16 protein-coding genes and 1 tRNA gene are annotated in these 14,913 nt (G+C 67.5%); 4 read left to right on the top strand and 13 right to left on the bottom strand.

The features are described 5' to 3' along the window. Positions 1-5 precede the first annotated feature (5 nt). The 5 genes from ACIRHA_RS32625 to ACIRHA_RS32645 form a co-directional block, all read right to left on the bottom strand. Positions 6-635, bottom strand: coding sequence for a hypothetical protein (locus ACIRHA_RS32625; RefSeq protein WP_403853352.1), 630 nt, complete (start codon positions 633-635; stop codon positions 6-8). A gap of 68 nt (positions 636-703) precedes the next feature. Next, the gene (locus tag ACIRHA_RS32630) at positions 704-2,248 is read right to left on the bottom strand and encodes a DUF932 domain-containing protein (protein ID WP_403853354.1); all 1,545 of its coding nucleotides are present in this window, start codon (positions 2,246-2,248) and stop codon (positions 704-706) included. A 157-nt stretch (positions 2,249-2,405) separates the two neighbouring features. After that, positions 2,406-2,479 (bottom strand) — tRNA-Thr (locus tag ACIRHA_RS32635). 94 nt (positions 2,480-2,573) lie between these two features. Beyond that, entirely contained in the window at positions 2,574-2,819 is a 246-nt protein-coding gene (locus ACIRHA_RS32640) for a hypothetical protein (RefSeq protein WP_403853356.1), read from the bottom strand. Between the two features lie 9 nt (positions 2,820-2,828). Then, complete coding sequence (locus tag ACIRHA_RS32645) at positions 2,829-3,122, bottom strand: hypothetical protein (RefSeq protein ID WP_403853358.1); 294 nt, start codon at positions 3,120-3,122, stop codon at positions 2,829-2,831. 153 nt (positions 3,123-3,275) lie between these two features. Between ACIRHA_RS32645 and ACIRHA_RS32650 the strand changes: the two genes are divergently transcribed. Next, a complete protein-coding gene (locus ACIRHA_RS32650; RefSeq protein WP_403853360.1) occupies positions 3,276-3,509 on the top strand; it encodes a hypothetical protein in 234 nt (77 codons plus the stop codon). A gap of 418 nt (positions 3,510-3,927) precedes the next feature. Further along, the gene (locus tag ACIRHA_RS32655) at positions 3,928-5,055 is read left to right on the top strand and encodes a UDP-N-acetylglucosamine--N-acetylmuramyl-(pentapeptide) pyrophosphoryl-undecaprenol N-acetylglucosamine transferase (RefSeq protein WP_403853362.1); all 1,128 of its coding nucleotides are present in this window, start codon (positions 3,928-3,930) and stop codon (positions 5,053-5,055) included. Here ACIRHA_RS32655 and ACIRHA_RS32660 read toward each other — a convergent pair. The 5 genes from ACIRHA_RS32660 to ACIRHA_RS32680 form a co-directional block, all read right to left on the bottom strand. Further along, positions 5,052-5,483 carry a low molecular weight phosphotyrosine protein phosphatase gene (locus ACIRHA_RS32660; protein WP_403853364.1) on the bottom strand — a complete coding sequence of 144 codons (432 nt, stop codon included), beginning with the start codon at positions 5,481-5,483 and terminating at the stop codon, positions 5,052-5,054. The two genes, ACIRHA_RS32655 and ACIRHA_RS32660, sit on opposite strands and share 4 nt — an antisense overlap. Further along, positions 5,471-6,583: a DegT/DnrJ/EryC1/StrS family aminotransferase gene (locus tag ACIRHA_RS32665; RefSeq protein ID WP_403853366.1), complete on the bottom strand. Its 1,113-nt coding sequence runs from the start codon at positions 6,581-6,583 to the stop codon at positions 5,471-5,473. The genes ACIRHA_RS32660 and ACIRHA_RS32665 overlap by 13 nt, the downstream gene beginning before the upstream one ends. A 33-nt stretch (positions 6,584-6,616) precedes the next feature. Then, positions 6,617-7,627 (bottom strand): ATP-grasp domain-containing protein, encoded by a 1,011-nt coding sequence (locus ACIRHA_RS32670; RefSeq protein WP_403853368.1) that lies wholly within the window; start codon positions 7,625-7,627, stop codon positions 6,617-6,619. A gap of 6 nt (positions 7,628-7,633) precedes the next feature. Continuing rightward, on the bottom strand, positions 7,634-8,647 hold the full coding sequence (gene rfbB, locus ACIRHA_RS32675; RefSeq protein ID WP_403853370.1) for a dTDP-glucose 4,6-dehydratase: 1,014 nt from the start codon (positions 8,645-8,647) through the stop codon (positions 7,634-7,636). A 179-nt stretch (positions 8,648-8,826) separates the two neighbouring features. Next, positions 8,827-9,255, bottom strand: coding sequence for an ATP-binding protein (locus ACIRHA_RS32680; RefSeq protein WP_403853372.1), 429 nt, complete (start codon positions 9,253-9,255; stop codon positions 8,827-8,829). Between the two features lie 174 nt (positions 9,256-9,429). On the opposite strand from ACIRHA_RS32680, the gene ACIRHA_RS32685 reads away from it, so the two are divergent. Next, positions 9,430-10,698, top strand: coding sequence for a helix-turn-helix domain-containing protein (locus ACIRHA_RS32685; protein WP_403853373.1), 1,269 nt, complete (start codon positions 9,430-9,432; stop codon positions 10,696-10,698). 11 nt (positions 10,699-10,709) lie between these two features. Next, positions 10,710-11,183 (top strand): hypothetical protein, encoded by a 474-nt coding sequence (locus tag ACIRHA_RS32690; RefSeq protein ID WP_403853375.1) that lies wholly within the window; start codon positions 10,710-10,712, stop codon positions 11,181-11,183. Between the two features lie 19 nt (positions 11,184-11,202). On the opposite strand, the gene ACIRHA_RS32695 is transcribed toward ACIRHA_RS32690, so the two are convergent. The 3 genes from ACIRHA_RS32695 to ACIRHA_RS32705 form a co-directional block, all read right to left on the bottom strand. Continuing rightward, positions 11,203-11,727 (bottom strand): hypothetical protein, encoded by a 525-nt coding sequence (locus tag ACIRHA_RS32695; RefSeq protein ID WP_403853377.1) that lies wholly within the window; start codon positions 11,725-11,727, stop codon positions 11,203-11,205. Between the two features lie 67 nt (positions 11,728-11,794). Further along, positions 11,795-13,036 carry a hypothetical protein gene (locus ACIRHA_RS32700; protein ID WP_403853379.1) on the bottom strand — a complete coding sequence of 414 codons (1,242 nt, stop codon included), beginning with the start codon at positions 13,034-13,036 and terminating at the stop codon, positions 11,795-11,797. A 1,375-nt stretch (positions 13,037-14,411) separates the two neighbouring features. Next, positions 14,412-14,849 carry a hypothetical protein gene (locus tag ACIRHA_RS32705; RefSeq protein WP_403853381.1) on the bottom strand — a complete coding sequence of 146 codons (438 nt, stop codon included), beginning with the start codon at positions 14,847-14,849 and terminating at the stop codon, positions 14,412-14,414. Positions 14,850-14,913: the final 64 nt, after the last annotated feature.

The following is a 14,913-nucleotide window of genomic DNA, read 5'->3' on the forward strand; positions in this document are numbered from 1 at the left end:
GCGGCTCACCAGACGCGGAACCCGCCCCGGTGCTGCGCGCGTTCCAGATACGCGATCCATTCGAGCCAGTAGTCGACGTCGTCGCCGACGATTACCTTGACCTCGCTGCCTGCGTGAGTGCGGTAGCCGACCAAGGCGGCCTCGATCTCCTCCGGCGTGACGAGCCAGCCGTCGTTCGACGCGAACTTGTGGAGCGCCATGCCGAACGCTGGCTCGGGATGCCATGTCACGTGGGCCTCGCACTGCTTTAAGTAGGTCACCACTTCCGGTCGCGCGGGTGACTTCGACGCTCCGTTCCCGTTCTGCGCCGCATCGATTTCGTCCCACGTCACGCCCTCGGGCTCGTGCGGCCATGGCGGCACGCCGTAGTCGGAGACGACCATTCCGAGCTGATCCATCAGCTCACGGAATCGAGACATCCCCCAGATGTTGAGCCGGAAGTAGGCGGTGTCGACGGCGTACATCGCGTCGTAGGCGCGTTCCACCTCGGCCTGCGCTGCCGCGTAGTCCGGGTGGTCGCAGGACAGTCGTAGCGCGTCCCGCCTCCTCGCCGCGGTGTGGAACGCGGCCTGTGCGTCGAGGGCGCGTGCGGCCTCTTCGGGTGGTGTGCGCTCGATCGTCATGTCGTAGCCCATGACGGGCTCCTTCGATTGGTTGGGAGGTTCGGGCCCGACGCCGCACGTGGAGGCGTCAGGGCCAGTGATCAGAAAACGCGGAAGCCCCCGTGATCGCGCGCGGTCTCCAGGAAGACGATCCATTCGGTCCACCAGGAGAGCCCGTCACGGACCATGCGCTGCGCTTCCGGTATGGAGGCGTCCCAGGACCCGAGCGCCGCTGAGATCTCGTCCGGTGTGACGAGCCAGCCGCCGTGCGCGACTTTGAAGCACGGGATGCCAGCAGGAGTGTCGGCCTGGGCGTTGAAGATCTTGTCCATGGCGGCGGCATAGGGAACGAGGTCGCTGGGCACCTCCTCGGCGTCGCTCATGAGGAACGCCTCGATGCGGGCGTATGTGGTCCCGAAGTCCTCGGGAGTCGGCCCATCGGGCGGCTCGCGGTGTTCGATCATTCCGAAGGCGTTCATGACCTGGAGAACGGTTGCCATCCGTACGCAGGTCATCTCTCGCGGCGCGGAACAGGCGCCGCCCGCTTCAATCTCCAGTTCAAAGCACATGATTGGCCTCCTCTGTTGTCGGAAGGGGTGGGGACCGCGCCCCGGCGGCGGGATCCGCACGGATGGGGCGCGGCCGGTCGGTCGGCTCAGACAGTCCGAAGGCGCATGAGCCGCTGGTGGGCACGGGATTTGATCTCGTCGTCGGTGCCCATGAGCAATGCCGTCGCTCGGGCGATCTCTTGCGTCATGGTCTTGCCGGGGCGGCGCGACGTGGTCGAGGTAGTCGGTGATCACGCGCTCGGCGGTGTACGCGGTGCGCCCGATCTCCTGTGCCTGGACGGTGAACATGTCGGCCAGAGTGTCGCGGCGCCGGTCGTCGGCACGCGCCGTGCGCGCGGTCGCGTCGTCGCTGCGCGGCCACAGTTCACCGATGAGCCGGTCGAACTCGTCGATCGCGAAGTCCGTCCGGGCCAGGGCCGTTTCCTCGCTCGCCCACTTGTCGTAGTAGTTGACCGACAGGCTGAGGGTTCGGCGGGCTTCCTTGATCCGGTCGGTGGCGGACTTGGTGTGCCGCACGGTCCACCGGGTGTAGGCATCGCGGACGGCGAACCGCTCCGTGTTGCCGCACACGGGACGCCACGGGGTGACGACGGCCGTGAACGGGGAGCGCCCGTCATGCGAGTTGATCACAGCGACGAACGGAACGATCTCGTCGTTGATCCCCTCGGCGTCGATCGTGATCGTGCGCGGCAGGCGGATCGAGATGAAAACCTTGCGGCCCTCGCGCAGCGCCCCGGCAGACTCCCAGATCACACCGAAGTCGTTGACCAGTTCCTGGAGGAACTCGAAGCCGGACCGGTTCTGGATCGGTGCGTATTGCGAGCCGACGACCCCCAGGGCCGCGCCGGTGTCGCCGCGCACCGTGTGGTATTTGCCGTGGTGCTGGCGCAGTTCGCCGTTCCAGAGGTAGAACGCGGGCACGCGGTGTACCTGGAAGTCGATCCCGGCGAGCCCAAGAACGGTATCGATGTCGGAGATCCCGCCGGGGATGACGTTGCCGAGCCCGTGCCAGGCAGGGATCGACGCATACAGGGCGGCGGCGCCCAGCGTGGTGTCGAGACCGTCGCGGCCGATCACCTCGTTGCGGTCGTAACCGACAGTCGCGGCGTACGTGCCGTCGTTCCGGCGTACGGCGCCGGTCTCCGCGATGAGGGCCGAACGCTCCCTGTGGAAACGCTTGTTGACGTCAGTGGACATTGTTCTCCTCCTTGCTCTGCTTCCGGATTGAGAGAAGTGGACCCGACCGGATTCGAACCGGCGCTGACATTCGGGTACAAGCCGACCGCTCTGCCACTGAGCTACGGGCCCGGTTGACGGTGGGAGGTCCGGCGGCCACCAGGGGAGGTACGTACGACCGCCGGACCGGTGCCGTGCCGTCACGGGGCGACACGGCGCTCGGTGCTCAGCCGCAGGCGGCGGAGCGGGTGACCGACTCTCGCCGGGCATGGCACGGACCGGACCGCTCGCCCCACGGGTCTACGAGCGCGAACCGGGCGACCGGCAGTCCGAGTTCATCGGCCAGCAGGCAGTCGCGGCACTGGCACGGGAGGGCCAACCACAGGCCGTGATGGCTCGTGATCGAGCCGTGGTAGAGCACGAGGTCACCCGGCTCGATCATGTCGAGCGCGCGGAACAGGCTGTCGGACATGGCGCCCCCTCAGGCGGCCAGAACGGGAAGTGCAGAGGTGCGCGGGTAGGTCTCCCACGCCGTGGCGAGCACATGCCGCTCGCTCTGCCGGTACGCCATAACCCTCCGGAAGCGACCGTTGATCAGCCGGAAGGCACGGGGTGGATCGCGATGGTAGGTACGGCGGTAGGCCTCGGCAGCCATCCGGCCGAACGGTGGGGCGTATCGCCAGTCAGCGGGAAGCCCCTGCGCGGCGAGGTACTCAGCGACGGTGATCTGCCGGGTGGTGACCTTGCGAACTGCGGTGCTGAGCTTGACGTTCATGCGATCCCCTCGGATCTCCAGTGCCAACTTTCTTGGCACTTTCAGTGTCTCGCTCTCGGGGGTTGATCGCAACAAAGTTGGCAGTGATTCTTTAGCCGTGCTCGGCGGGTGGCCGCCTAGTGACTTGGCAGTGCGCGTGAGACGATGCCGCTCATGACGCCACGTCCTGACGCTCGCTCGGAGGCGCAGTGGCTCCGCAAGTTGGAGCGCGCCACCGCGGCCCACGAGAAGACCCGCCGCGCGCTCGATGAGCTGATCGCCGACGCACGGACAGCAGGCGTGCCGCTGATGACGATCGCCAAGCACACGCCGTACAGCCGCGAGTGGGCACGCAAGATCGCCACGCGGGTGGACACGGAGCGCGCCGGCGACTCACACCAGGAGTAAACAGGGGATTTGGAGCCGGCGAACCCGACCGTCGGACCCTGTCACCGGCCCCGCCGGCGACAGACTTACCGCCGCACCTGTGAGGGTGCGTCCCGGTCCTCCGCACCACTACTAACCAAACACCTTGGAGTCGCAGGGCACAGGGGAAGGGGCAGCAAGCCCCTGGCCTGCAGGTATGTGCGACGTAGGGGGTACCCCTCTAGTGGGTACCCGGATCGGCACCCACATCGGTACCGGCGTTCTGGTGGACCCCGCCCGATGTGGGAGGCTCATCGCCCGGCTTGCATCCGCCGCGCCAGGCCCTCCTGGTCGACAGGTCGGCAAGGCCGCATGAAGTGATCGACAGTCAGAGTGGAGCTTCCCAGTGAACAGCGACGCCAACCGGTCCCGGCCCGGGGCACAACGGCCCTTCCGCTTGATGGTCACAGGCGGTGGCACCGGCGGGCACACCTATCCGGCACTCACGACCGTGCGCACCTTGCAGTCCCGACTCGCTCAACAGGGCACCGGGCTCGACGTGTTGTGGGTGGGCAAGGCCGACAGCCTCGAGTCGCGCGTCGCGGCCGGCGAGGGCATCGCGTTCACCGCGGTCGCCACCGGAAAGATCCGCCGTTCGAAGAACCCGCTGAAGCTCGTCTCCCCCGCGAACGTCGCCGACATGAGCCGCGTCCCGCTGGGTGTGCTGCAGGCCCGCAAGGCGATCAACGCCTTCCGGCCCGACGTCGTCCTGGCCACGGGCGGCTACGTCGCCGTCCCGGTCGGCGTCGCCGCCACCCGACTGTGCCGCGTCCCGCTGGTCGTACATGAGCAGACCGTGCGCCTCGGCCTGGCCAACAAGACCCTCGCCGCGGCCGCATCCCGGATCGCTGTGTCCTCCGAATCCACGGTGCCGCTGCTGCCGGAGGGCGTACGGCCGTCCGCTGTGGTCACCGGCAATCCCGTACGGCCCGAGGTGTTCACCGGTCAGGGTGAGAAGGCGATCGAAGCACTCACCATGCCGGGCTTCGACCGGCGGCTGCCGACCGTGTACGTCACCGGGGGCGCCCAGGGCTCACAACAGATCAACGAGTTGGTGTGCGACGTGCTGCCGTGGCTGCTCGAGCACGCCAACGTGATCCACCAGTGCGGCCCGGACAACGTCGAAGAACTGCGCCGCCGCACCGCGCACCTCCCCGCGCGCTACCACCTGACCGGATACGTCGGCCCGGAACTGCCGGACGTACTCGCCCTCGCCGACGTCGTGATCTCCCGCAGCGGCGCCGGCACCATCGCCGAACTCACCGCACTCGGCAAGGCCGCGGTCTTCGTCCCGCTCGCCACGTCAGCCGGCAACGAACAAGCCCACAACGCCCGTCACCTGGCGGACAACGGGGCAGCGCTCGCGCTCATCGACGATGTGTCGCCACAGCGGCTCCAGTCCGCGCTGGCCCCACTCCTCACCGACGCACACGCACGCACGGCGATGGCGGAACGCGCCCGCGCCTACGGTCGACCGGACGCCGCCGAGCGCTTGGCCGATGTGGTATTGGCCGCAGCCCAGGGCTAACCGGCGGCATACGGCAGGTGCCGGTGGGCGGCGGCTTCGATGGTCAGCGCGCACTCGGCGAACGCTGCCCTGTCGCCTCCATAAGGATCACGCACATCGGCGTCACCCAGGTAGAGGGTGATCTTGGCAGTTGCGCCAATGAGGCCGCCGTGGACGCGCAATCGACCCTGCACCGCGCTGTCCAACGCAAGAATCGCGTCGGCCCAGCGCAGCAACTCCGCGCTCACCTGGACGGCCCGATGGTGGGTAAGGTCGTAGCCGCTTGCTTCCGCGGCCTCGACCATGAGCGGGTGGGCGGGGCGACCCGCCCACTTGCCCACCAGACCCGCCGAGCGCACTTCCACCCCGGCGCCACTACGGGCATCAAGTACGGCAGCCGCGTACGGCGAGCGGCAGATGTTCCCGAGGCAGACCGTCAGGATGCGCATGTCCCCGCCTCAAGGGCTGTTTCCCGTACAGCCGCTACGACCCGCTGTACGTCTTCGGAGCTCATGGCGGGGTGGAAGGGCAGGCTCATGATCTGCCTGTCCGATTCCTCGGTTACGGGCAGGCTGCGGCGCCACCGCGCGAACGCGGGCTGGAGATGATTGGGCGGATAGTGCACGCCGACTCCGATGCCACGGCTTCGTAGAGCATGGAAGGCGGCGTCGCGGTGGACGAGACGCACCACGCAGTTGAAGGGGACCGAGCGTGCGACGTCAACATCGACGACCTCGACTCCCCCGATCCCGCTCAAGCCATCCGCGTAGGACTGCCACAGCGACTTCCGCAGTGCGGCCACGGCGTCGAAGTACCGCAACTGGACTCGCCCGATGGCCGCATTCAGCGCGGACATCGTGGCGCGCAGCCCGTACTGCTGCACCGCGTACGTCGTGGTCTGGGCGCGCTGTCGCTGGGAGTCGGCAATGCCCAGCGCACGCAGCGTGCGCAGGCGGCCGGCCTCCTCGCGGGTGCGGGGCACGATGCCGCCGCCCTGACCGCAGGTCAGGTTCTTGATCGGGCCGAACGAGAAGCACGTGAGCGCCTCCCGTCGCGCGCCGACGAGTTTGTCGCCGCACACGGAGCCGAAGGCGTGGGCGGCGTCCTCGATCACGGTGATCCGGCGGCTGTCGAGCACTTCGGTCAGGGCGGACAGGTCGACCGCGCGTCCGCCGTAGAGGACCGGTAGGACGACTCGCGTGGCCGGCGTGACGGCGGCCAGGACGTCGTCGGCTTCGACGCACAGCGTGGCGGGATTGATCTCGATGAACCGCGGCTGGGCCCCCGTCGCGAGGATGGCTTGCACGGTCGCGCAGTAGGTCTGGGACGGCACGACCACTTCGTCACCCGGCCCGACCTCCGCCGCCAAGAGTGCGATGTGCAACGCGTCGGTGCCCGAGGCGACGGCCACCATGTCCGGCACCCCGAGGAATTCGGCGATGTCGTGCTCGAATTTCTCGACGAGCCGACTGTGCCCGTACTGCCCCAGCCACAGCGCCTCGATCAGCGCTTCGGTTTCGGGGCCGTGCAGGAACGGACGGGCGTTCACCGAGGCCTCATCCGGTGAGATTGTCACTGCTGGTCACCCCTCCCGCTCGTGTGCGTACGAGACCGCGGCTGGGTGCCATGTGCCGCTGACCAGCGTCTCGAAGCACTTGATGAGATAGATGTCGGGCTTGTACGTGAGCCGGTCGTGGTCGATGGGCTCGTCGAACAGCCCGTTGAGCGTTTGCTGCACCAATGCGGCGCCCGCGGCTTCGGCGAGCGGGAACGCGCCGGCGAACCGGGCGTTCACCTCCGTCATGATCACTCTCTGGTCGTCGTTGCTGTCTTCGCAGATGAACCCTTGCGCGCAGCACGGCCCGACCATCCCCAGAGCTTCCAGCGTGCGGGTGACCTGATCCGCCACTTCCTCGTCGTGAAAGGTGCGACTGACCATGGACAGCCCGGCCTTGACCAGGAGCCGGTGGCGCAGCACCACCGAAGTTCGGCCCGCATGGTCGACGAGACAGTCGGCCGTGAACTCCTGCCCATGGATACGCTCTTGGACGATAGGGTCGGGTACGAGCTGGCACAGGACCTGTGCCTGTTGCCTGGTCTCGCAGAAGTGCACGCCTTGCGTTCCCTGTCCGCGCCGCGGCTTGACGACGAGCGGATGCCGTGCCGGGGCCTCGTCCAGCTCGTGCGGGAGGAACGTCGCCGGTGTAGGGATCTGCCGGGAGCTGAGAACTGCGTAGAACGCGGCCTTGTCGATGCAGGCCATGACGGCGTCCATGTGCGGCAGCCACGTGCGCGCGCCGAGTCTCGTCAACTCCGGCCGCAGGCAGACCAGGACCGGCAGTTCGTGTTCGACCGTGGACAGCAGACCGTCGGGGCGCATCCCTCCGCAGGCCTCCAGCAGTCGGAACGCGTAGTCCGGGTCGTCGGCTGTAGGGAGGACGAGCGGGACAACTCCCTGCAGTGCCAGGCCACAGGCGAGCGGATCGGCGTCCGCGGCGATGACCTCGCAGCCGAGCGCCATCAGGTGCCGGGTCAGATCGAACCCGGGTGCCCCGCCGACGCCGGTCACGAGAATGCGCTTGGTCGCGGCCATTCGACGTCACCCTTCCGCACCAGGGGCGACATTGATCTCTGCCAGAGGCGCTTCAACGTCGCGGATGACTGGGGCCCACCGCTCAGGGTGCTCGCGGTACCACTCCACGGTCTGGGCCAGCCCCGCGTCGAGCGACCAGGAGGGGCCGTAGCCGAGATCGTCGGCGATCTTCGACCAGTCCATGGAGTACCGGATGTCGTTGGACTTACGGTCCGGGACGTACGTCACCGCGCTCCAGTCCGCGTCGAAGATACGGAGAAGTCGACCGGTGAGTTCCGCGCTCGTGAGATCTGTGCCGCCACCGACGTTGTAGATCTCGCCGGGGATCCCGCGCCGCAGGACAAGCTCGATGGCCCGGCAGTTGTCTTCGACGTGAAGCCAGTTACGCACGTGCTGACCGCTCCCGTGAACCGTCACTGACAGCCCTTTGAGCAACCTTGTGACGAACAACGGGATGATCTTCTCCGGATGCTGACCAGGCCCGTAGTTGTTGGACGAGCGGGTCACACATACGGGTAGGCCGTCCGTACGGAACGCGGACAGCGCCAACAGGTCGCTGCAGGCCTTGGACGCGGCGTAGGGCACGGTCGCCTTAAGCGGCGACTGCTCACTGGCGGAACCCGTCGGCAGTGGTCCGTACACCTCGTCCGTCGAGACGTGCACGAACTTCTGGATACCGTGCCTTCGAGCGGCGTCGAGCAGGGTGTGTGTGCCGAGCACGTTGGTGGTCAGGAAGGTGGCCGCTTCAAAGAAGGAGCGGTCGACGTGCGATTCGGCGGCGAAGTGCACGATCGCGTCGTGCCGTTGGACCAGTTCGTCGACCAGCTCCTGATCGATGATGTTGCCCCGCACGAAGCTCAGCTTGGGCGAGAGGAGTGCGTCCTCCAGATTCTCCTTGTGCCCGGCATAGGTGAGGGAGTCCAGCACGGTCACCTCGGCGACGTCGTCGGCCGCCAGTAGCCGTCTGACGAAGTGCGAGCCGATGAAGCCGGCGCCGCCCGTAACGATGATCTTGTCCATGGGGCCGTCCCTTTCGAAGTCGCGCAGCGGTGACGCCTGACGGGATGCTCGCGGTCACCCACGCTTCACAAGGGCGTGTTGCGTGGGCGAAGGCGGTGCTGATGCTCGCGGGCCTCCGCGCCCGGCTGCGGGACGACGGGGGCGTCTCGCAGCCGGGGGCGCAGGCCTGGAGGTCTCGTTCAAACGGTGATGTGGACCCGGACGGTCTTGCCGTCGTCGTCCCGCAGGAACCACGACAGGGCGCCACCGAGCGAACGAATCACATGCAGGCCTCTTCCGCATTCGTCCTGGCCGCCGGCGTGTAGGCGCTCTTGGAAACGCGGGAGCGCGGGAACCGGATCAGAGACGTCGACAACAAGCCCGCCGTCCTCCAGCAGCGCGAGGCGCACATTCAGTGTGTGGCCGACTCTACGGCCGTGGTTCACGGCGTTGGTGACGAGCTCGGACGCCATGACGCCCACGTTGTGCTCGTCCCCGGCCCATCCCCATGCCAGCAGCTGACGCCGGATATGTATCCGCACGAGCGGCACCACTTCATGCACCATCGTGTAGTCCATCGACCACTCGCGCACCACTGGCACCAGCTCGACAGGCTTCAAAGGCGTCACACCCACAACTCCCCCTCTCCGGCATCCAGTTCACGTTCCGGCTGCCTCTGGGCTCTTCTGTGAGCCTCAGAGAAGCGCTTCCGTGCTGCGATCTCCATGTGGCATTCGACCGGCGCATCCGAATATTCACCGTGCGCGTATGAGCTCTGCGACGGGCATGTCATGCTGCCTACCGTGGGGACACAGAGCATCGACTGGATGTCTTTCGGAGACCTCAAGGACGCAGCGCGCACCGGGGACTTCGGATACGTGATCCGCCGGGTGAGAAAGGCTTCCGGACTCACGCAAGCCCAACTCGGCACGGCCTGCGACCTTTCCCAAGCCGCCATCTCGCGGCTCGAGAACAACGGCGCGGGCGCCTACATCATGGAAACCTTGGCGAAGGCCGCCACAGCCCTTGGACTCTCCTTCGAGCTGGTCGGCCTCGCCAACCAGCAACCGAATGGGACCTCGCCAGTGGAACGGCGCGCATTCCTCAACTTGCCCGCGGCCATGGTCGCCGCCCCGAAGACGAACGGCTCCGCACAGCCTGCGCTGCCCGAATGGGACAACACGCAGGCGGCGACGCTGCGGGTTGCCACCAGCTCATTCCGGCGCTTGGATTCCACCGTGGCGTCCAGGGACCTCGCCGACTCGATGAAGACCCACCTTCAGCTCATCCAGAGCATCGCCGGCGAAGCCCCCGACAACGCACACCGCGCGCGGATGGCTTCCGTGGGGTCCGAGGCCGCCTCGTTCGCCGCCTGGCTGTCCTGGGACATGGCCGATCACGGGTCGGCACGACGCTGGTACGGCTCTTCGATCAAGGCCGCGCGCGGCTCCGGGGATTCTCTCCTTGCGGCGTACCAGACCGGGAGCCTCGCTTCCTTCGAGGCCGAGACCGGAAACCCGCACGAGGCGCTACGACTCGCCACGCAGGCTCGACGCGCCCTCGGGCCGGCCTTGCCGCATCTCGCGTCGGCCTGGCTTTCGGCGATCGAGGCCGTGGCCCACGCGACAAGCGGTCAACGGCGTGCCTGTGACCGCGCCTTGAAGGCCTGCGCGTACCACGCCGAACTCATCACTGCCGCCGATCCCGTCGCCTGGCCCTGGATCTTCGCCTTCGACGAGCGGAAGACAGCCGCCTGCCGCATCACCTGTACGGCACGGCTGGGTCAGCCCCTGCACACGCGCATCAGCGAGTCCGAGATCGCCTCGGCCCTGAGCAGCAGCCATGACAAACAGCGTGCCCTGCTCACCCTCGACGTCGCCACCGGATACCTCGCTACCAAGGAGGTGGACACGGCCTACACCCTCGCCCAACGCGCCCTGCAGGAGGGTATTCGCCTGCGCTCCGGCAGGATCACGGAACGTGCCCGCGAGCTCCGCCGCGCCTACTCCTCACCACGACCGCCGCGTATCGTGCGCGACTTCGACGACCAGCTGCACACCGCATACCTGTAGGAGACCTCCGCATGCGCGTCGGCATCACCGGCCACCGGGGCCTGCCCCCCGCAGTCGCGAACCAGGTCCGCACCCTGCTCCGCGACCATGCCGCCACGTACGACGCCCGCCACCTCGTAGCCGTCAGTTGCATCGCCGACGGACCCGACACCTGGTGGGCCAAGGAGGTCCTCAGCGCGGGCGGACGGATCGAAGTGGTCGTCCCCGCGGCCGAATACCGCGACGGTCTGCCCGAATGGCACCACCCCGACTACGACGACCTCATGAAACGCGCCAGCGACATACACACCACCGGCCTCGACAAGTCGACTTCCGAAGCCCACCAGGCCGGAAGCGAAATCCTCGTCGGCCTCTGCGACCGCCTCATCGCCGTCTGGGACGGACTTCCCGCGCGCGGGTACGGCGGGACGGCCGACGTCGTCTCCTACGCAGAGCAAGTGGGCGTGCCCGTCACGGTCCTGTGGCCGGACTGGGCAGTCCGATAACCCGGGCTGAGACCACTCGTCAGATGCCCGGCCCGACAGCGGGGTGCAAGACCAGGGAACGAGCCGCGATCCGCACCTGCGCTTCCCACGCCACCTCGTCGAGCCCCAGGGTGTACTGGACGCAGCAGGCACACGGCGGGAGGAGCGCCACGAATGCTTGCTCCTCAGCAGTCTCGATCTCCAGCTCCGACCACTCGTCCGATACCAAGTCGCCGAGCGTCGCCTCCCCGGAGATGAACCTCGTGGCCAGCCTGCTCAAGGCATACCGTTGGGCCAGGTGGTGATCGGGCAACGCGAGCCCCAATTCCGCGAGAGCCTGCTCAAATGTGGCACGGATGTCCTGGGGGTCCGCACGGCGCGGCAGACCGGCGAGCTCGCACAGAGTGGGAGTGTCCACCCCCATGGCGAGTGCGTGCGCGGCAGTCATCGGCAGGTCTTCCAGACACACCTGATCCGCCTGATACAACCATGCCGCCGCTTCCAGGGGTAGAGGAACGCGGTGTACGGGGCCTCCAGGCTCGGAAGTGTCTCCTATCGCTGCCATGGTTCATACGATGCCATCGCTGCTCACGAGAGTCCCTGGAATTTCGGTGCGCCCACGCAGCCCACACTCAGCCGTCCCCGCTTGCCGTCCCTTTCCTCTGCAACGACTCGCACAGGGCTACCGTCTCCCTGCTCGGTTCTTCATCGAGCTCGGCCAGCTCCGTGCTGAGGAGACTCAACGTACGAGGAAGGCCTGCGTGTCGTCCCAGGCGGGCCTGTAGGCGCATGATGTCGCAGTAGATGGCCTCGTTGTAGCGGTCCAGTACCCTGGCGCGTTCCATCAGCGTGAGGCAGCGTCCGGGATCTCTGCGACTCAGACGGCGGGTCAGAGCACTGATGGCGTCAAGTACGTCGCGGCGCAGTGCTTCGCGAGGAGCCTCGGCCCATTCGGAATCGATGTCGACCCCGAGGTCACCGGTGTAGGCATCGATGGCTTGCTCCAGCGCCGCGCCTCGGGCGTCGTCGCTCTCAGCGGTACGCGCCTGGTGCAGAGCCCATTGCAAATCCCAGACGTCAACCGCTACTTGGTCGTGCGCCAAGGCGAAGCGGCCGTCGTGGTGGTGGACGATGTCGTGGATCTCGTCGTGGGTGGCCGTGCGCAGGGCGCGGCGTAGCTGACTGACGGTGGCATGGAACCTGTTGTATGGGCGTTCACTCGGGGCGTCGGGCCAGATCGCAGCGGTGATCACCTCACGTCGTTCCCCCTCACGGTGCACGGCCAGGAACGCGAGAATCTCCCGCTGCTTGGGTGCCAAGGAGGCAGTGAGCTCTTGTGCGTCGTCACCATCATTCGCGACTGGAAGCCGCGTAAGTCGCACCGGACCAAGCACCGAGAGCTTCATCTTCTGTCTCCGTCGGTGTACCGATTGCACCGTAGGTGGCTCCGACGGCGACCGAGGAAGGGGCGGCCCCTGAGGCGCCACCTCGCGAATCTCCGGGTCAGCCTCACGAAGCAGCTCAAGGAGTTCGCCCGCATCCGCGGCGGGCAGAGTGAACAGGCGCGCGCCAGTGAACTCGTCCGCGCCCGGCGGGCTTTCCGCTGTCACCGTCCCATCTGATCGAACATCGACCGTTGTCCCCGGGCGCCACTGCCCCAAGAGCACACCGCCAAGGCCGAGGGAGAATCCATTGTCGAGCACGGACTGCAGGCGCCGTTCGGACTGTGGATCGGGTCGGGCGACTACTACAAGCTCAACGGGCTCGGGCTCGGGCTCGGCAGCGGGCGAGCGCGGCTCGCGGTGTTCGGCGGATCGCGTCCGCGTAAGCAGCTCGGCCTCCAGCACGTCCACGGCTTCCTCCAGGTGCTCCACTACACGAAGGCTCGACGGGCCCGGACGATCCGCAGCACGCTCCCCCAGTAACATCCGAGCGTCAGAAGCTGGGACGACCACCTGAATTCTGCGATCACCAGCGCCATGTCGTTTCGCGAGGCAGGCGATCAAGAGGGACCTCGCTGCGTCTGGCGCACCGGCTCCGACCAGGCCGAGGCCGCGTGTGCGGGCAAGTTGCCAGGCGAGCGCTCGGCTCTCCCTGATGCCCATCGCCCGTTCCTCGACTGGAGCAATTGCTTCAGCTTCTGCGACGACACCAGTGCGGCCCCCGGACTCGGATTCCTCTCCGGTCGCCTGCTCATGGGCCGCGCGCAGAGCACGTACGACCGGAGCAAGGGTCAAGTCGCCCCGCTCACCGCTGCCCGGCCTGTACCGCATTCGCCGGCGCAACCGCACAGTCACTACGGCCGCCGCGATGAGACCGGCGATGCCAAGTCCCACGAAGGCACCTGTCGGCAACTCGACACCTGTTGTCGGTGAGCGTTCTGGCCCTCGAGGGCTCGGGGCGTACGGAGACGAAGCCTGCGGGGCAGAGACCGAGGAGTGAGGTCCCGACGCGGTCGGCGAATCCGGGCGCACGGTAGGCCTCTGCGGATCCGGCGGGGGCCTCGGCGTAGGGGGCACCTTCGGCTGGTGACCATCGGGGCCTCCTCCGGAGGGAGGCACATTGGGCAGATGGAGGGTCCAACCGGGGCGGATCAGATTGGGATTGAGCAGCCTGCCTCCATCGGCCTGCAGTCGGCCACGGTTGAGCGCGTAGATCACTGGCCATTGGTCGCCATCGCCGAGGGTGCGTTCGGCGATTCGCCACAGGCTGTCGTGAAGTCCCCGCTGGGGAGGGCGCACCGCCACCGTACGATCTGGCGCACTGTCCTCGGTGCTCTCGGAGACGTCCTGGTCGGGTCCCTGACCAGAGAGCGCGTCGGCTGTCGCTTCGAGCCCGTGGGTTACAGGATGCGCGCCCCCCACTGCCATGGACCGGTTGAACAACAGCGAGGACGCCACGGCCCCCACCAACACGGCGGCCAACAGGTGCGCGGGCCCACTGCGGCTGTGCGGCGTCGGCCAACACCCCTTCCTCGCAATATCGACAGCGCTCCGGACGACCTCTATGACGAACGCACACCACACCGGCCACAGCACCAATGCCAGAAGGTCGAGCCATCGCGCAGTGCTGATGGGCGCGAGCAAGGTCGCTTCGGTCTCCGTCCACGTCGGTACATGCCCAGGCAGCGGCCAGCCGACGTACTGGATCAACCCCCACGGGACGACCGCGACCAAGGCGAACAGCGCCGGCCCGGCGAGGATGCCTCGGGCGAAGCGTCTCAACGTGTGCATGGCGTCGTCTCGGCATTCACGGTGCAGCCGGTCCGACATCACGTACGGGATGGGCTGATCCGGTGGCCGTCACGGTCAGGCCCTGGACTCCCACGAGGCCCAGCAGTTGAGTGGGTTGGCGCTCTGTGACAGTGACGGCAACGGTGTCCTCCGTGACGGTGACCGTGCCCGAGGCCGCACCGCCGGTCGACGCAAGGTAGCCCTTTGCCCCGGCGCGGGCCTCTTCCGGGACAAGTCGTACCGTGCCGTCCAGCCGGTACGCGGCGAGATCCAGGGCCTGCGCGCCCTGGCGCGCTGCTTCCTGAGCCTCGCCGATGGCGCGCACCTTGGCCGCCAGAGCCAAGCCGCCATCGAGGACCAGGCCAGCGAACATGACGACGGCGACCGCGACCACAGCCACGAACACGGTCACCTGCCCCTCGTCGCGCTGCGCGAGTCCGCGCAATCGGGACACGGGGCCACCTGTCGCGTAAGAAATCGCGCATGCTCGACTCCTGGAGCGTAAGCCGGAGCACCTA

This window comes from Streptomyces sp. NPDC102360 (assembly GCF_044766085.1).
Lineage (GTDB): Bacteria > Actinomycetota > Actinomycetes > Streptomycetales > Streptomycetaceae > Streptomyces.